At 57.4% G+C, this 17008-nt stretch carries 14 protein-coding genes and 1 pseudogene; 10 read left to right on the top strand and 5 right to left on the bottom strand.

Translation table 11 applies throughout. The features are described 5' to 3' along the window. The first annotated feature begins 324 nt into the window (after positions 1 to 324). Both B6V74_RS09600 and B6V74_RS19155 read left to right on the top strand, forming a co-directional pair. Positions 325 to 1680 (top strand): SIR2 family protein, encoded by a 1356-nt coding sequence (locus B6V74_RS09600; protein ID WP_088722662.1) that lies wholly within the window; start codon positions 325 to 327, stop codon positions 1678 to 1680. Then, positions 1677 to 3482, top strand: coding sequence for an ATP-binding protein (locus B6V74_RS19155; protein WP_088722661.1), 1806 nt, complete (start codon positions 1677 to 1679; stop codon positions 3480 to 3482). Before B6V74_RS09600 ends, B6V74_RS19155 begins: the two co-directional genes overlap by 4 nt. A gap of 297 nt (positions 3483 to 3779) precedes the next feature. On the opposite strand, the gene B6V74_RS09590 is transcribed toward B6V74_RS19155, so the two are convergent. Beyond that, on the bottom strand, positions 3780 to 4652 hold the full coding sequence (locus tag B6V74_RS09590; RefSeq protein WP_168184203.1) for an endonuclease NucS domain-containing protein: 873 nt from the start codon (positions 4650 to 4652) through the stop codon (positions 3780 to 3782). 128 nt (positions 4653 to 4780) lie between these two features. Between B6V74_RS09590 and B6V74_RS09585 the strand changes: the two genes are divergently transcribed. Continuing rightward, on the top strand, positions 4781 to 5749 hold the full coding sequence (locus B6V74_RS09585) for a toll/interleukin-1 receptor domain-containing protein (RefSeq protein ID WP_088722659.1): 969 nt from the start codon (positions 4781 to 4783) through the stop codon (positions 5747 to 5749). A gap of 853 nt (positions 5750 to 6602) precedes the next feature. Here the strand turns inward: B6V74_RS09585 and B6V74_RS09575 are convergent. Both B6V74_RS09575 and soxC read right to left on the bottom strand, forming a co-directional pair. Then, a complete protein-coding gene (locus B6V74_RS09575) occupies positions 6603 to 7277 on the bottom strand; it encodes a cytochrome c (protein WP_206185196.1) in 675 nt (224 codons plus the stop codon). Continuing rightward, positions 7264 to 8646 carry a sulfite dehydrogenase gene (soxC, locus tag B6V74_RS09570; protein ID WP_088722657.1) on the bottom strand — a complete coding sequence of 461 codons (1383 nt, stop codon included), beginning with the start codon at positions 8644 to 8646 and terminating at the stop codon, positions 7264 to 7266. Before soxC ends, B6V74_RS09575 begins: the two co-directional genes overlap by 14 nt. 83 nt (positions 8647 to 8729) lie before the next feature. Here soxC and B6V74_RS09565 point away from each other — a divergent pair, with 83 nt between their 5' ends. The 3 genes from B6V74_RS09565 to B6V74_RS09550 all read left to right on the top strand — a co-directional run bounded on the left by B6V74_RS09565 (position 8730) and on the right by B6V74_RS09550 (position 11847). Next, a complete protein-coding gene (locus tag B6V74_RS09565) occupies positions 8730 to 9470 on the top strand; it encodes a helix-turn-helix domain-containing protein (RefSeq protein ID WP_088722656.1) in 741 nt (246 codons plus the stop codon). A 322-nt stretch (positions 9471 to 9792) separates the two neighbouring features. Then, on the top strand, positions 9793 to 10314 hold the full coding sequence (locus B6V74_RS18765) for a hypothetical protein (protein ID WP_146694538.1): 522 nt from the start codon (positions 9793 to 9795) through the stop codon (positions 10312 to 10314). 1059 nt (positions 10315 to 11373) lie between these two features. After that, entirely contained in the window at positions 11374 to 11847 is a 474-nt protein-coding gene (locus tag B6V74_RS09550; protein WP_088722653.1) for a thermonuclease family protein, read from the top strand. A gap of 21 nt (positions 11848 to 11868) precedes the next feature. On the opposite strand, the gene B6V74_RS09545 is transcribed toward B6V74_RS09550, so the two are convergent. Further along, positions 11869 to 13281, bottom strand: coding sequence for a site-specific integrase (locus B6V74_RS09545; protein WP_088722652.1), 1413 nt, complete (start codon positions 13279 to 13281; stop codon positions 11869 to 11871). Positions 13282 to 14066: 785 nt separating this feature from the next. Between B6V74_RS09545 and B6V74_RS09540 the strand changes: the two genes are divergently transcribed. From B6V74_RS09540 to B6V74_RS09525, 4 genes are all read left to right on the top strand, one after another. Further along, positions 14067 to 15032, top strand: coding sequence for a calcium/sodium antiporter (locus B6V74_RS09540; protein ID WP_088722651.1), 966 nt, complete (start codon positions 14067 to 14069; stop codon positions 15030 to 15032). Positions 15033 to 15119: 87 nt separating this feature from the next. Then, entirely contained in the window at positions 15120 to 15452 is a 333-nt protein-coding gene (locus tag B6V74_RS09535; protein ID WP_088722650.1) for a hypothetical protein, read from the top strand. Positions 15453 to 15675: 223 nt separating this feature from the next. Next, complete coding sequence (locus B6V74_RS09530; RefSeq protein ID WP_078523320.1) at positions 15676 to 16095, top strand: Rrf2 family transcriptional regulator; 420 nt, start codon at positions 15676 to 15678, stop codon at positions 16093 to 16095. 12 nt (positions 16096 to 16107) lie between these two features. Continuing rightward, positions 16108 to 16407 carry a DUF6522 family protein gene (locus tag B6V74_RS09525; RefSeq protein WP_078604905.1) on the top strand — a complete coding sequence of 100 codons (300 nt, stop codon included), beginning with the start codon at positions 16108 to 16110 and terminating at the stop codon, positions 16405 to 16407. Positions 16408 to 16543: 136 nt separating this feature from the next. On the opposite strand, the pseudogene B6V74_RS09520 reads toward B6V74_RS09525, so the two are convergent. After that, positions 16544 to 17008, bottom strand: a pseudogene (locus tag B6V74_RS09520) (coproporphyrinogen III oxidase); the annotation flags it as partial.

The following is a 17008-nucleotide window of genomic DNA, read 5'->3' as shown; positions in this document are numbered from 1 at the left end:
GCGCCCCGGATCAGGGCCCTCGCGAGATGGGGCCCGGATTTCGGGGCGGTGCGGAAAGGCGCGAAATTTGTTCTGTTTGGACCCGGTTACGCGTTTCGGAGGCGTTTCAGTTTTCGGTCAGCGGACACAATTTCGGAAGAACGGGGCGGATTTCCGTCGTCCGCTGCAGGAACAAGTTGAAATACCAGCGCTACAAAAGCTGGCATTATTTTGCCAGTAGTCCCAAAGCGCGACCCCCTTTGCGCACCCTGTTTTTTTGAAAGATTTACCTGGCAGTCAAACTAAACTAGCCTCACTTTAGCATTGTATTTTCGGGTCTAAAAATTGAACAACTTTTGGGATGGCGAGCCGGTTGGCAAAAAAGAATTGCTGCGCCTGTTGACGCGCGACGGAAAATGGCTGCGCTGGGAGGGCGAGAAGGAGGATTCTGAAGACCCCAGCAAGAAACCCAAGGCAGGATGCAAGGATCAGGTTGAGGAAGCCCTACTGGCCGCGCTGCATTCGACCAATGTCGTGGTGCTCCTGGGCTCTGGAGCGTCTTTCTCGGCCAAGAACGATGGCGGGCCGAGTGCTCCCGGGATGGGCGACCTTTGGCATGCCGTGCGTGACGCTGTTTCAGAAGACAATTTGGATGATCACAAAGAGTTCGACGATCTGGCGACGAAAGTAATGGGCAGCCTGCCGCAGAATGACAGTGACGGGAAGCAGAAGGCCGGAGACATCGAAAGCCTTTTAAGCCTCTGTAAAATGCAAATCGAGCTGCTCAGTATTCGGTCGAGGAACGATCCTGATTTCGCTGATCGGCCCTGGCTGGAAGAGCTGATTGAGTTCGTTCGCGTTGCTGAGAGCACAATCCTCGACAAAGTGGGTTTCGTTGGTGCGGAAACTGATTTGCCAGCACACTGGGCGTTCTTGAAGAAGTTCGCCCGCCGATCACCGGAAAAGCCCAGAGTGAAGCTGTTCACCACGAATTACGATCTTTGCATCGAAATGGCGGGCTTGCGCCTCGGCGTCGTGCTGATAGACGGATTTTCCCATAGCGCAGAGCAACGGTTCAACCGTGATCACTTCGACCATGATATCGTGCGGCGGGCGGCTTCCAGCACGAAGGCTGACTACCTCGACGGTGTGTTCCACCTCTACAAGCTGCACGGGTCGGTGGATTGGCGGCGACGGTCAGATGAAGTCGTCATTCGAAGCGTTGATAAACCCGCCGACGACCGTAAGCCAGTCCTGATCTATCCTCGATCTTCGAAGTATCAGGAGGCGTTCGAAAGCCCCTATCTCGACATGTTCGCAGCTTTGCAGGCAGCCTTGCGGGAACCCGACACAACCTTGATTGTTTCCGGCTTCGGTTTCGCGGATGATCACATCAGCGCGCCGATCTGGTCAGCCATCGAAACAAACCTGTCGCTGCGCCTCGTGCTTTGTGATCGCGGGTTCGTGGAGCATCACAAGCTCTTCGACGAACACGCGCAGGAAATCGACCTCGATCTTGGTGGGAAACGCCCCTACCAGCGCAAGATCGCTCGTCTTGTCCAGCAGGGCGATACCCGCATCACTATGCTGAATGGCCGTTTCGAAGACCTTGCAGACGCCTTGCCGATGATATCGGGCAAAACCGATCGCCAGCTCTTGCAGGATCGGCTTGAAAAGCTGCGCGAGGGCGACGGCGCATGAGCGATCTTGCCTCCCTGATCGACCCGTCCAAGCGTATCGGAACGGTTACACGGGTGACTGCAAGCGCCTTGGAACTAACCTTGCCGAATGCTCTTGCAGCCCTTGGTCGGCGCGGGCTGGCCAAAGGTTCGGTTGGTGATTTCGTGTTTGTCGATTGTGACCGATCAGCGATCTTGGGGCGCGTGACGGAACTTGGCATTCCAGACAGGCAGCGAAATCTCCTTGAACACCAGATCGAAACCGATCCTACGGTTGAACCGCAGGGACGTGTCCAGTTGCTGGCAACTGTCAGCAAGACAACTCGGAAAGTGACGCGCGGTATCAACACGCAGCCAAGGGTCGGTGATGGGGTCTACCTCGCGGAAGGAGGGGCGCTGTCAAATTCCATCAAGGATGCCTTGGAAGGCGACGTGAAGGGGAAAAGTGCAACGTTGCTCGTCGAACTTGGGCATCTCTCCGGGCTGGATGATGCCACCCTCAGCATTCCGCCAGAGAAACTGTTCGGTCGTCATTGCGGAGTATTCGGCGCGACTGGCGGGGGAAAGAGCTGGACGGTTTCCCGCCTCGTCAATGAGATCGTGCGTATTGGTGGGAAATGTATCCTGTTTGATCCCACCGGAGAATTCACAGGGAAAGTAGCGACAGCCCGGCAACTAGCCTTCGGTCCGGTCGATACAACTGGAGCGGAACAAGTCCATTTTCCACACAAGAACCTGTCGGAGATTGACCTTTATTCGTTGCTGACGCCCTCTCCACAAGTTCAAGGCCCCACGCTGAGAAGCGCGATCAAAAGCCTACGCTTGGCGAAGGCACTTTTGGCCGGGCGTTGCGGATACGCTTACGAAGAAGACAACGGGCGAAAAAAGTTCGATATCGACGGGAAAGGACATGTAGAAGTTTTGGAGAATGGCGCAATCAAGAAAGCAGGCAATAGCCGTCATGCATTTTCGATTGCACAGATTTCTTTGGCAGATGAAATTAACAGCGACCTCTGCGACTTTGATTTGTCGCTACTTGCGGAACAAATCCGATATGAATGTGTCAAGCAAGGCAGCAACAGCGACCATAGTGTCCTGGGGAATTTTGGTAAGCCAGATGACTTTGCGCTTGGAGCTTGCAATCATCTAAATGTGCGCATTGAGACGTATCTGGGCGCCCCCGAGCTCGCATGCATATTCAAATCTGACGGCAAAGACATTGCGAGTGTCGTCGAAGACTTCATCGTCGATGATACGCAAAGAGCATTGGTTCTTTCCTTCCGAGACGTCTCCTTCAAATATAATGCGCGTGAGATTCTTTTGAACGCACTGGGACGGCACTTACTTGAAAGGGCGCGGCGAAATCAGTTTATTGAAAGCCCGCTGGTTTGTGTCTTGGATGAAGCGCATCAATTCATCGGGCACTCAATTGGCGACGAACAGAATAGCATTACGCTCGATGCCTTTGGCCTCATAGCCAAGGAGGGTAGGAAATACGGCCTGACCACCGTTATCGCGACGCAGCGCCCCAGAGATGTGCCGCAGGATGTTCTCAGCCAGCTTGGAACCCTTTTTGTGCATCGCCTTACTAACGACCGCGACCGAGAAACCATCGAAAGGGCATGCGGTGATTTGGATCGCAGCGCCGCGGCTTTCATTCCATCGCTGTCACAGGGCGAAGCGATCATCGTTGGCCCCGACCTGCCCGCACCTTTGCCGATCATGATGCGCAAACCCGAAAAAGGTCAGCAGCCGGAAAGCCATGGTCCGAACTATCAAGCGTATTGGGGAAGTGAACAATATGGCCATCTGGTTGATGAGTGATTTCGAGAACGCGTGCCGAGGGTAGTGCTGTGACCTCCGACATTCATCCAGATGATGCCGGAGTCCGCGGTTGAGTGCTCCGCTCCCCAGAAATGGATAGCGGATGGTGGGCACGTTTGGTCAGCTCCGTGCGTCACAAGCAGCGCAGAGCGGCGAGTCCAAGGTTACCGGAGCGCCGCAATGCAGACAGCCATCCTTGAGGTCATTGTTGCGTGCGCGATCTTTCTCCTGCTGCTCCTCGGCCCATTTTTTGGTGTTTTCATTCGACATACGCCGTTCCTCTTTTTGATCAAAATATCAGATACGCGTCAGCGCAGCGGGCCAGCCGATTTGGTAGAGATCAATGCCCTCAATGTCGGCCAGCTTCCGTGCCGACTTCTGAAACCGCTCAGCAATGACCACGCCTTCCAACCGGCCTTGATTGAATTCGTCTCGTTGAGCCAGCGCTCGAAGGTAGTCCGCCGCTTGACGCACCGCATCGGGTGTTGCTTCGGCACGTTTAAGTTCAACTATGAGCCAGTCGCCGGTTTTGCGATTACGGGCGAGTATGTCGATACGCCGGGAATTTCGCCCCCCGTCAACGGGAAATTCATCTTGCACGATCTCATAATCACTGCCCCAAGGTGTTTCTCTCCAGCTTGTAAGAAGTTGCCTTTGAATGACATATTCCGTAGTAAAACCGGTCTCCGAGTGCGCAATACGGTTAAGGGTGAGAACGGAATGGTCAAATGCGGCGAGCGCATTGATCGTCTGCAACACGTGCTCCCGGGCAACGACAAGGTGGCCTGAGGTTCGATTTCGCGCCTCGAATGCGAAAGGAATACCGGCTTCCTGAAATTGTTCATGATACTTGCCGTTGAAGACGGCGAAGCCGTAGTCATCACGACGCGGATTAAATGTATCAATTGCGAGAGACCAGTGCGACGTTTCATCTGGAGAGAAGGCAAGATAGACGACGCCTCGCGGATTCGGCCACCGAGCATTCCGGCGAGGATGTGAATCTCGGATCATACAGCCTAAGCCGGCTGCGATAGCGGCCTCGATCAACTGTTCAGTCGCAGAGCATAGTCGCCAATTCCGCGCGACGTAACCCTCTCCTCCTTGGCAGATGAGCAGGCCTTCGGCGACCTCCTCGACGTTAATATCACCCTGGAAAAATCTTTGGTTCATCTTCTTGCTCAGCAAGGTCCGGAAAAATATCGTCATTCGACCGGTAATAGGTAACCACGGCGAAAGTTGGGCGAGCGCACACGGTGTGGCAGCGTGTGGGCCCATCCGCCAGAACAGGAGAGCATAACATGGGCGCCCGCGTCTTCATCTCATACAGCCACGTCGACGAGGCGCTTCGCGACGAACTCGAGGTTCATCTTTCGATGTTGAAACGGCAGGGTCTCGTGGATGTGTGGCACGACAGGCGCTTGCTTGCGGGTGAACATCTCGATTGGACGATCTCGAAGGAGCTCGATGAGGCAGATGTTATCCTGCTTCTGGTAAGCCCGAATTTCCTTGCGTCGGACTACTGCTACAAGATCGAGAAAGGGCGTGCCCTCGAGAGACACCGGGCGGGCACGGCTCGACTGATCTCGGTAATCCTCCGGCCTTGCGACTGGACGCATACCGACTTGGCCAAGTTCTTGGTCACGCCCAAAGACGGCAAGCCGATCACCCAATGGCCGGATCGTGACGAGGCGTTTCTGGATGTCACGCAGCAGATACGGCGCGCGATCGAAGCTCTGGACGTCGCCGGCGAACCGAATGATGTTCACAATTATATCGAAGCCACAGCTGTTGAGGCGGTGCCTGAAGCGCCGACCATGCCAAGGTCGTCAAATCTACGTCTCAAGAAGGAGTTTACGCAAGCCGATCGAGACAACTTCCTGTTCGAGACATTCGACTATCTCGCCAAGTTCTTCCAAGGCTCGCTGGAAGAACTCCAAACCCGCAACGAAGGCATTACGACTCGCTTTCGTCGCATCGATGGCGACTGCTTCACCGCTACGATCTACCGCAATGGCGACAAGGTTGCTGGAGCAACTATTCGTGTGGGCGGAACATTCAGCGCGAACATCACATGGCTCGGCAACGACAGCGGAGAGGCAAATACTCACAATGAAAGCCTCTCTGTCGACAACGACGCCCAGAAGCTATTTCTTTCGCCGATGGGTATGACCTTCGGCGGTCCGGGTCGCGATGCAAGCCTGACCCAAGAGGGTGCAGCTGAGTATTTCTGGGGCCTCCTGATCAACCCACTTCAGGGACAGCGATAGTTGGGCGCAGGTCAAGCTAACTGTCGGGGTTTCGCACCTTTCGTCGTCATTTGACGGATTTTCGCAGATGCGCTCTCGAACATGACCCCGATACATGTTCGGATGCGTATGTGCGAATGTTGCACCGTGCTATCCGCTGTCGGTATTTGCCGCAGTGCGAGTTGCAAAACGTGATCATTCCGTAGGTTCTCAAGGTTCGCCCCACTCGAGTTCGAAGCCATACTTTTGCGCAAGCCAGTCGTCTACATCGTGTTGGTTCAAGCGAACCGACCCGAAAACGCAGCGGGTTGGCAGACCATCCTCAATCCATCGCTCTACCGTTCGCGTGCAGACTGTTGCGGCGCACGCGACGTCGGCCTTAGTCTTCAAATCAGTCTTATACCGCTCTCGTAATCTACCTCGGGGACGCGGACCGCGCTCGCAGGTCCAGACATCCTCCCAGGTCAAACGAAGCATCCGATTGAACCGGCGTGCATGAAGTTCCCCGGACTTGATACGGCGCTCGACGGTGGAATTCGAGAGGCTGTAATGTCGGGCGACTTGATCGATCGTGAGCATCTGTCTCTCCCTTTTTCGACAAAAGGGAGATAGCCCCGCGACCAGCCTCACTGGAAAAAGTCTATGCTGCACCGGTCACCAGCTTGACGAGCGGAGCTCCACGACCCGGCGCCTTGCGCGGATCAACATTCCCTCCCCCTGGAAGAAGAGCCCCTCCAAAGCCTCATCGGCTTAAACAGCAAAGGGCCGACGCGCCGCGCATTCAACAAGACGGAACGATAACAGTCGGCCCGAAGGCCGACTGCCTTCCTAAGCTACACCACGGGGCCCGAGCACCCTTTCAGCCACGCCCCTTCTACTTCCCCATGCTGCCGTCGCGCGGGTCGGGAACAAACCCATTGGCGTTAGGCATTTCCACCTCAGCCAAACTCTGCGCGTCGAGCGATGCCTCCGCGTCATCCGGGGTTATCCCAGCCCGCCCCAGGATGTAAGCGCTGACCGCGTAGACCTCGTCCGCGGACAATGACCCGGGCGCGTTCATAGGCATCGCCCGATGAACGTAATCGAACAGCGTCGAGGCATAGGGCCAATAGCTCTCCACCGTCTTGACTGGCTTGTCATCGGCCAGCGTTCCGCGCCCACCGATCAGCCGCGGCGCCCCGACATCCGCGATCCCTCCGAGGTCCTCCCCGTGACAGGCCGCGCAAGTCTGCGCATAGATCTCCTCGCCTTGCGCGTAGGTGCCACTTCCTTCGGGAAGCCCCCTCCCGTCTGGCATCGCATCGATGTTGACGGCTGCGATCTCTTCTTCCGTAGCAGGCCGGCCTATGCCGAACTGGAATTGGTCAGGCGCGATATTCGCGACGTCCTCGGCACTCGAGGTCGGGACCGGCTCGGGCGCTCTCTCTCCTTTGCCGTCCAGTATCTTCGGCAACTCCGCCGAGGTGCGCTCGGTCGACTGCGTTTGCGCCACGGCCATGGAAGCCGAGACCATGAGCGTCGAAACAAGAAGAATTTTACGCGTGAACATTGGTCACCTCCCCGCTCGGCGCGACATGCCAGCTCTGGATCGCATTCAGGTGATAGACGGAATGCGTGCCGCGCACTTTCACCAGGTCCTGAAGGGTCGGTTGCGTGTAGCCGGTATCATCCACAGCACGGCTTTGCAGAACCGCCTCGTCTCCCGTCCATGTCCAGGGAAGCCTGAACCGCGCATGACACTTCGGCAGAACGGGTCCGTCGAGGGTCGCTTCCTGCCAGGTCTGCCCCCCATCAACCGACACCTCGACGCGCTTGATCGCACCGCGTCCTGACCACGCAAGCCCAGTGATCTCGTAATAGCCGGCACGGGGAAGCTTCATCGCCCCGGAGGGGAACGTGATGACGGATTTGGCATCCATCTCCAGCGTGAACTGACGCGCGGTGCCGTCAGGCATGAGGTCGGTATATTTGGAGGTCTCCTCCCGCGTCATGAAAGGCTTGTCACTGACCTCGAGCCTGCGCAGCCACTTGATATTCGTATTGCCCTCGTAGCCGGGCAACAGAAGCCGAAGCGGATATCCCTGCTCCGGGCGCAACGCTTCGCCGTTCTGGGCATAGGCAAGAATGGCGTCGTCCATCGCCTTATCGATCGGCACGGAGCGCGTCATCACGGCCGCATCGGATCCTTCGGCAAGGATCCAGGCCGCGCTGTCCTGAACACCGGCCATTTCGAGCACGGTCGACAAGCGAACGCCGGTCCACTCCGAAGTTGACGTCAAACCATGGGTGCCCTGAACGGTTTTCAGCGTCGGCTCGACCCACTCGGTCAGGCCGTTCCCCGAGCATTCGATGAAGTGCATCCGGCTGACTGCGGGCAGTCGCTTGAGATCGTCCATCGTGAACCGCATCGGCTGATCGACCATGCCATGCAGGATCAGCGTATGATTTTGCGGGTCGATTGTCGGAATGCCGCCGTGATGCCGCTCGAAATGCAGCCCGGACGGCGTGATGATCCCGTGACCGGACGCCAGTGGCGTCATCGACCAGCTGGAATCGAGACTCGCCGTCGGATACCGCCAGCGCACCTCATTCTCGAACTGCGACCGCGAACCATACCCGCCATCGTCGAGAATGGTTCGCCCCTGTTCCTTCGTGGGATCGGGCTGAACGTCGTATTCAATCGCGCCCGGAGGCGCCTCTGCCGCTGCGCGTCCAGCGGCAAAAGCCGCACCACCCGCCGCAAGGCCACCTGCCAGAAGACGGCGTCGCGACAAGCCGTTGAACATGCCCTCCTTGCACTCGCAATCCTCTGCGCTCTCTTCCGCGAGGATGCGGTTCTCCAATTCGACCAAGCCTTCGGCCATGCGGCGCTCGGCCGGCCCATACCGGAACCGCGGAAAACGTCCATCGTGTGACATAATGTCCCTCCCTAAACATGATGCTCGACGGGCGAAAAAAATCACCATATGAGAACGCTACCCCGGAAAATGAGATTCTGTAAATGGACGATCGCAGCCTGACACTCCTCGAAGCCGTTGCGTATCTGGCGGAAGGAGCGACCGCCCGCGCGATCGCGACACATACCGGCTTGCCCCAGGCAACCGCTTATCGACGCCTTGGCGAACTCGAAACTCTCGGGGTTCTCGAACTCTCTGGACGCAGTTACCGCTTGGGTCCGAGGCTCTATCGATTGCTGGCCTCCGGCCTGCCTCACGAGACCCTGAAGCAACAACTGGCGCCAGCCGCATCGAGGATCGCGGAAGCGACCGGAGAGGTCTGTTTCGCAGGGCGACTTGTTGACAAGCGGATAGAGATTTTCCTGACGCAGAAGCCGAACACCGTGAAGGGCCCAATGGTCGTTCCCCCGCATGGGTTACGTCCAGTCACGGTCTGTTCGGCCGCAAAAGCCATATTGGCATTCGTTCCGAAAGGGCTGCGCGACGACGTAGTCCGGCAAAACCGCGTCGCGTTGCCCGAAGCTCCGCAACGCCCCCTCCCCGACTTCGAAGCCGACCTTGCCACGGTGCGAGACACCGGCGTCGCGCACTGCATCGGCGACGAAGATCCCGACTGCGCAAGCATCGCGGTCCCGCTGAAGGTGTTCGGAGGATACGGACAGCTCTGTCTTGGCCTGTCCGGAACGCGCAATCGCATTCAGAGCAAACTCGATCAAACGCTCACGCGCGATTTTCAGGCTGAAGCAAATGCACTCGATGTGACCGAGTTGCTGAATGTCGCGTAGCGCAACCTAAGGTTTGCCCACGCGCCGAGCTGTCGACAACCATGCAGGCCGGACGCAGCGGCTATCGCGTCACAGAGCAGCCATACGTCGGCGGAAAGTTTTCTGCGATGGGCGCCGAAGTTCCGAAACCAAAGCAGTGTCAAACGAGATGCTCGCTTGCTAGGGCTTCAGGACGCCATTCAACGAGCAGTCCACCGCCCAGATCAAGGCCTACTGAAGTTGACATGCCGCCCAGGAGAACCGTGATCGCGACAACTTGTCTTTTCCGGGGCGTCCGTGAAGCGGCTCTGCTTACCTAAAAGCTATGCAGGCACCGCCACTGATGCGGCGGCGCGAACGCAGTGCTGAAAGGAGGAAAGTCACCATCGAAAGCCGGTTTCCACACGCTTTAGCGCTCCCGATCAAAAAGTTTCCATTTGACACCCGTTCTTTCAGTATACAACTTAAACCAAACGATAAAAATAGGGTTTCCCGAATGGCATATCACCCAAATCACATCACACGAATTCTCGCCTGCGCCGCTATGAATGAAAAAACGATAACCTACTCGGAACTTGGCGAAAAATTAGGCAAGTCAGGACCGACGCCAGGGCTCGGTCTCGGAAAGGACCTCTACAAATGCCAAGAATGGCTTAAAGAACACGACCTGCCTCCTCTCACTCTTCTCGTTCAGAGCAAGCAAACCGGCCTCCCCTCCAGCGAAGGAAGTTACGATGGTCGAAAATTTGGCGAGATGAACGAGCAGGAAATCAGAGACCTTCAGCAAAGCTGCTTTTCTTACAAATGGAGTGCATCGCAGCTAAAGGCACTTGGAATAAGCTCCCCGGATAAGGGCTGCACCTGAAATTAGGGACCTTTAGGACTCAAATTGGTATTTCCGAATTCCAATTCGAAAACCTTTCAGGGACGGATTGAAGTTCGCTCGGGTAATGTCTTTGAAACTTCCCGATAAACATCACTTCATTTCGCTAGAGAGCCGACAAAATCATTTTGAGGCCAATGCCACTTCGGGCGCGTGACATAGCTCAAAGTTACCACTGGAGAATGAGCGTTCGCCCCTTGAATCATCACAGCGAGAAAGAAGCGACAAAACCTTTCCCAGGTCTGGCTTGAACTCGCGACACACTCCCAGCGCGAATACTGCATTTATTGGAAAGAGATTGGATGGATGTCCGAAATACTCGAAGCGATCTCGCTACCAACCGAAGATATCGATCTCCTTCAAGCCTGCGTTTCGGGCGACCTGCAGCGGAAGCCAAAGCCCCTCTCAGGCATCAATCGGACGCGTCTGCCGGATCGATTGGCGACAAGGGCGGCGCAGCCAGCCCGCCATCGTGATCAGAGCCGGAAAATTCCAGCTTCCGGTGATCCAACCTTGGGGAGCGGAGCAGGCGCAGAGAAGCATCTCGTATAGAGTGGTGTGAATGAGGGCAACCTGACGTCGCCGAATACAATAGTTTGCTTCCTCGAGCCTGCACTCTGTCACCCCACCCGGATGAAGAAGTTGAAGTAACTTCCGTATTGAAGAGCTGCGCCGCAGCAATTGCAGTGGTCGATGAGCGACAGTTCCGGACCGTGATCAACCTCAAGTTCGAGGGGCGTGAAGCCAACCTGCGTCGCGCGGCTTCCCTAAGGCCGTTCCGAAATCTCACGAAAACGCGATTATTTTCTTGCTCTTAATTACAGGCCGAATAGGATTTCAAACATTGACTTGTAAGGAAGGAATTCGAGTGAAGGTTCTTTTTAGCTTTGTGACGGCTATGTTCACTCTATCGATGCCGTTGCATGCCATGCCAACCGCAGCAGGACTAAGCCAAGTAGAAACCGCCCATGGCGGAGGTTGCCGGAAAAGTTCGCCCCCGGGCGAGTGTTGTCACATGGACAACAGCCTGGGCCGGGTCCATTGCCACTGAGATTTGCTCTCAGCCTGATAATTGCGGCGGCTCTCTGTGAGCCGCTGCAAGCGCAGACCATAAGTGGCACGGCTTCGGTCATTGATGGCGATACAATTGATATTCATGGCGAGCGGATCCGACTTCAGGCCATTGACGCCATCGAAAGCCGACAGCGTTGTAGGCTGCCGAGCGGGAAGCTGTGGAACTGCGGCAAGGATGCAGCCTTCGCACTTGCTGATAAGATTGGACGTGCCCCGGTGGCGTGCAAAGTTAGCGGGATTGACCGATACGGACGCTACGTCGCGGTATGCAGCCAGCACGGCGAAGACCTGAACAGTTGGCTCGTCCGCAACGGGTGGGCGGTCGCGTATCGCCGCTACGGGCGTGACTACGTGCAAGATGAAGACGTCGCGCGAAAACTGCGCGCAGGGATCTGGGCGAGCGAGTTTTTGATGCCGTGGGATTGGCGGCGAAAAAATTAGCGCGCAGAAGACATTTTGAAATTATCCGCCGCGCCTGCTGACGAACTGGAGCTCGTCGCCTCGGCAAAATGCGAAGTTGCTCCGCGGCCACGATGAGGCAGGGATCGAGGGAGGCGGAGCTTGCAGCGATTTCCGTAACGAGCGCATGCGCTCATCATGCTCGCGAGGCTGATCTTCCAAGACCGCAAATCTTAGAGCGAGCTCACGCTCAATGCTTTCGCAAGACAGATGGCCGTAGGTCCGGCTCACCGTGTCAGTGTTCGCGTGGCCGAGCTGACGCGCGACTATGGCAAGCGGTGTGCCAGCCTGCACAAGCTGACTGGCATAGGTATACCGCAATCCGTGGAACACGAATGCATGCGGCAGCCCGGCCTTCTCGACAGCTGCTTTGAAGAGATGCTTGTGACGGGTTTTCCAGATCTGGCCCGCGCCGGTGCGAAAGACGAATTCGTCATCTGCTTTCCCGGCGCATTTGGCCAAGAAAAATCGCATCCCTTCCTCCGGGAGATACACATAGCGTGGTCGCCAGCCTTTGGGGGAGGAGACGTAAATGCCAAAGATGTCTTTTCCGACGTCACACACGCGTAGCGCCGAAAGCTCAGAGACGCCGCAGCCCGTGTAAAGAGCCCGCACCAAGTCAGCGAGATCTGGGCGGCATGCGGCGATCAGTTCACGACACTGCGCGCGGGTAAGGAAGATCTGACGAGGCATTTCCAAATTCGGGACGCGGTGAATGCAGCGCCAAGAGCGTTCCGAGGCGGTGTGGCCGTTCTCCCATGCCATCTGCATGGCAATTCGTAAGATCCCCAGCAGCGTGTTCAACGTTCCCTTCCTGCGCCGCAAGGCATTCGGGTCGAGGCTTTCAATCTTCACCTTTGTCCCGAGAGCCTGGTTTCCCCGCTTGGGTGGCGTCTCAAGGATGGCGCGACAGAACTTGGTGATTGTGTTGCCGGTCAGCTCGTCGAGCTGAACCGCTCCGAGGCGAGGCAGGATATGAAAGTTGATCAATGCGACCAGAGTCTCAAAGGTGGTCTTGGTGGCTGCGATCCGTTTCCACTCCACATAGTCGATCAGGGCGTCGCCGACAGTGAAGCCAACGTCACTCTTCGAATATCGCAGATGCTGTGTGGTCCCGACCGGGAAACTTGCTGAGGCAATACCCTGCAATTCCTGCTCGGCGAACCAGGCGCGCGCGAGCGTGATCGCCGCTTCGTAGGAAAGGCCCGTTGAGTTTTCCGAAGCTGCGGGTCCGAGCCGCCGCTGCCTATAGCGGCCATCCGTTTTGCGTATCCGAGCGACCCAGTGAAGGGGCTTGGCCGGTCTCTTCTCGAGGCCAATGTGGCGGCAATACTCGAGAATGTTCCAGTAGGGCTCCCGTCTTTCAGGAAGAGCTTTGATCGTCTTTTGGGTGTCGAGCTTCGGCGCGTGATCCATCGGATGCTCCCTCTTGGCCAAGGTTGAGGAAGTATCTTCGCGCTCTCTCCGTTAGGCCATACCGCTCGACGTAGTCGAGCAGAACGGCTTCTGCCGTGTCGGCTTGTGCCGGTTGTTTCAAATACCTCTCCTCTTGGGCGATGAGGCGACCGTGCCGGACTGATTATAGAATAAAGATTGAGGACTTGCTCACAAGTAGTGACTACGCACGCGCCTAAGCCAGCAGCCACCTCACCAAGCCTCGGTCCAGGAGCTGACTTCGGCTAATCAAGAGCGGCGCGTTGAAAGTCGCTGCAACGCAGCGTTCTCGCAGAAATAGATGTCCGCTTAGGGCCGGACGCTACCCGCTTGGGGGTCCCCGCCTATCGTCGGACCCGTTCGCGCGCTTTCCGCGTTTGCTGCCAGGCTGACATGATAGGCTGATCAAGAGGAAAAGATGGAGTGGCTCGTCGGCCACCACCGAGTGGTGAGCATCGCCGTGCAGCTCGTTACAAGATTTGTGTGAGGGGCATATCTACAGCGCATGCTTCAGAATTTCCGGCGCGAGCGGCGCTCGAAACTGCTAATGACGCGGCCGCATTTGTCTGCTCCTTCAGAGTCGGCACAGACCCTGCACTACTTGAGGGATTTGCAACAGGGCAGGTCACCGGATCAAGACACTTTGGCGGAATACCGACCGGTCCGCTCGTGAATATGCAGCCTTCCTATTCTTTCCCTGTATCCGGCGCACTAAGTCATGGCGAAACATCTTCTTAGGCGAGCACAACTTTGGGACAGAAATAGAAATGTTGCATGACCTCCTCCTCGTGGCTGCCGGCCTTGTTCTTCTTTTTGTCGGCGGCGAAGGGCTCGTGCGCGGCTCCGTCGCAATTGCCGAGCGCCTCGGCATCTCGAAGCTTTTAATCGGTCTGATCATCGTCGGTTTCGGCACGTCGACACCGGAACTGCTTGTTTCCGTGAACGCAGCCATAGACGGCGCGCCTGAGATTGCTTTGGGTAACGTCGTAGGCTCGAACATCGCGAACATTCTGCTCATTGTCGGCGTGGCAGCAATTATCACACCGATCCTCGGCTGGGCGCGAACAGCTGTGCGCGAGGCGCTGGTCGCAACACTTGTTTCGCTGGCGACCTACGCTCTCATTCAGGGTGAAATCATCACTCGGATCGAAGGCATCACAATGCTTCTGGTCCTCACGGGTTACCTCTTTTCCAGCTACTGGCTGGAAAAACGCAACCGCCAGGCAACGGCATTTCAACATGAAGCTGTGGAGTTCGAAGACATTCCGCTACCGCGACCTTGGCTTGCGGCGCTATTGGTCATTGTTGGCATTGCCGCTCTGGTGTTCGGTGCAGACTTACTGGTCGAAGGGGCAGTAAACATCGCCCGCGAGTTCGGGGTGCCCGACGCGGTAATCGGTCTGTCGCTCGTGGCCATCGGAACGTCGCTTCCCGAGCTAGCCACGAGTATAGTCGCGGCGATCCGGCGTCACCCCGATGTGGTGCTCGGCAATGTCATCGGCTCCAACATCTTCAACATCCTCGCGATCCTCGGCGTCACGGTCGTGATCCAGCCGATCGAAGTCAGCACGCACTTTCGCGAGATCGACACGCCAGTCATGCTGGCATCGTCTCTCATACTGCTGGGCTTGCTGTTAGCAACTAAGAAGATTGGACGCCTGTGGGGTGCGCTTATGTTGGCCGCCTATGCAGCATATATGGTGCTCTTGTTTTCCAACGGGATTGCCAGCTAACTTCTCTAACAGTGGGACGTTCGTTCGTCCACGACATTGGAATAGAGATCGCCCGGTCAACGGCCGCGGCTCTAAGCGGAGACCACGGTGCTCGCCGTAGACAAGCCATTGCGTCTCTTCGTCAGCTTCTATGCGGTCGACGCGGAGGGCGACGTCTGCGATCCGGAGCTCGCCCGGCTGGCCCGGCCGCTCGCCCTGCTGCATTTCGAGCGCGCCCTCGACACCGGCGTCCCGGCCCCGCATACGGTGCTTAGCTACCGCAAGCTCGTCTGTCTTGGTATCCTCTCTGGCCGCAAATCCGAGGGCATCGCGCCGGAGCTCGGCATCCCCCACTCCAGCGTGATTACCTACCGCAAGCGCGCGTATGGCAAGCTGGGTATCTCCTCCCCCACAGGCCTGTTCGCAATTCGGGCGGGATAGAACTGGACGTTCAGTCCGAAACAGCATGGCTGCCCGCGCAGCGTGGCGGGCCGCGGTGCCGCAAGGCTGATTGCGTGACGATTGTCGCGCGCTGACCATCGATACTGGATCGCCGGAACCGAGGATCGCACCTGAATAGGACTGACTTGACACGAAGATCATTGCGCGATCGCGGCCGAACCTATAACAAGCATTTCTGATGCTTGTTTGTTGGAGGCACCATATGCGCCTGACCAGTTTCACAGATTTCGGACTCCGAGCGCTGATGCGGATGGCCAGCGCGCCGGAGCGTGCCTTCTCGACAGCCGAGATCGCCGAAGAGTTCGGTATCTCTCGCCACCACCTGAATAAAGTCATTCAGCGCCTGGCCCGGCACGGCTTCGTGACCACGCGGCGCGGGACCGGTGGCGGCGCAATGCTCGGCCGTCCCGCCCACGAGATCGTTCTGGGAGACCTCGTGCGGCTTCTCGAGCAGGACCAGGCCATTGTCGAATGTTTCTCTCCTGACGGCGCGTGCTGCATTACCCCCGTCTGCGGCCTGAAGGGCAGACTCCGCGCCGCAGAGACCGCGTTTTTGGCAGAACTCGATCGTTCGACGCTGGCAGACATCGCCTTGCCGGCCACTGTTCCATCTGCGGTCTGAAAGGAGATAGCGATGCGTAACGTGTCTTTCACCACTGACGGTTTCACGGTCGACGCAGAACTCGTTGGACGCGCTTTCGGCCTCCCACCAGCCGATGTTCTCGCGAAACTCCGCGACGGCGAGGTCACAAGCAGATGCGAGGCCGGTGTCGACGACGATGCCGGCCGATGGCGGCTGACCTTCTACTTTGGCGGTCGCGCTCTACGCCTCGTTGTCGATAAGAACGGCACGATCCTGTCACGCGGCACCTTTCCCTCACACGCACCCGTTGCGGCTCCGCGCGACCTCGCAACGACACATTCGAAGTCCTGATCAGCAATTTCCCGCGGGAAAGAAGCACGACGATCTGCCCCTCCCTCCCCCGCAAGCTCCGCTTCTTGTTGCCGGCGGCGAGTTGTCTAGCGTGACACCCTGCTGAAGGCGCGCTCCGCCATCAGACGCGCCTTGTTCAGGACGCGCGCGAATAGCGCACCCCCTCGGGCACGTGCTGATCGAAAACCGAAGCGATTATCCGTGTTAACGGGCGACCTTCCGGTGCAATGGCGATGCGCTTTCCCGTCAGCCTTGCGAATGGCGCGAAGCGCGTGGCCATTTCCGTCAGGCACGGTAGCAGCTTCTGGGCATCGGTGCCGAACTCTTGGCTCAAATCGTCAAGATCTACTGCGAACCGACACATCAACTCCTCGATCGCCCGAGCGCGCAGCTGGTCTTCGGGGCTTAACTGGTAGCCACGAGCGCCCGGAAAAACACCGGTTGCAATCCGCTGCTGATAAGCCGCGGTTGCGGGCGCATTCTGGATATAACCTTCCGAAAAGCGCGAAATCGACGATGCCCCAAGCCCTATGAGAGTGCTGCATGTGTCGGTCGTGTATCCTTGGAAATTGCGACGCAGCCGTCCGGCTTCGAGCGCCGC

It is taken from the genome of Thioclava sp. F42-5 (assembly GCF_002213195.1).
GTDB classification, from domain to species: Bacteria; Pseudomonadota; Alphaproteobacteria; order Rhodobacterales; family Rhodobacteraceae; genus Thioclava; species Thioclava nitratireducens.
Note: the sequence above shows the minus strand (reverse complement) of the source record. Positions and strands in the feature narration are given on the sequence as shown.

Coding starts and splice junctions, on each gene's coding strand:
- B6V74_RS19155 (WP_088722661.1), top strand. CDS start 1,677: ATGAGCGATCTTGCCTCCCTGATCGACCCGTCCAAGCGTATCGGAACG.
- B6V74_RS09590 (WP_168184203.1), bottom strand. CDS start 4,652: ATGAACCAAAGATTTTTCCAGGGTGATATTAACGTCGAGGAGGTCGCC.
- B6V74_RS09585 (WP_088722659.1), top strand. CDS start 4,781: ATGGGCGCCCGCGTCTTCATCTCATACAGCCACGTCGACGAGGCGCTT.
- B6V74_RS09575 (WP_206185196.1), bottom strand. CDS start 7,277: ATGTTCACGCGTAAAATTCTTCTTGTTTCGACGCTCATGGTCTCGGCT.
- soxC (WP_088722657.1), bottom strand. CDS start 8,646: ATGTCACACGATGGACGTTTTCCGCGGTTCCGGTATGGGCCGGCCGAG.
- B6V74_RS09565 (WP_088722656.1), top strand. CDS start 8,730: ATGGACGATCGCAGCCTGACACTCCTCGAAGCCGTTGCGTATCTGGCG.
- B6V74_RS18765 (WP_146694538.1), top strand. CDS start 9,793: ATGCGGCGGCGCGAACGCAGTGCTGAAAGGAGGAAAGTCACCATCGAA.
- B6V74_RS09545 (WP_088722652.1), bottom strand. CDS start 13,281: ATGGATCACGCGCCGAAGCTCGACACCCAAAAGACGATCAAAGCTCTT.
- B6V74_RS09540 (WP_088722651.1), top strand. CDS start 14,067: ATGTTGCATGACCTCCTCCTCGTGGCTGCCGGCCTTGTTCTTCTTTTT.
- B6V74_RS09530 (WP_078523320.1), top strand. CDS start 15,676: ATGCGCCTGACCAGTTTCACAGATTTCGGACTCCGAGCGCTGATGCGG.
- B6V74_RS09525 (WP_078604905.1), top strand. CDS start 16,108: ATGCGTAACGTGTCTTTCACCACTGACGGTTTCACGGTCGACGCAGAA.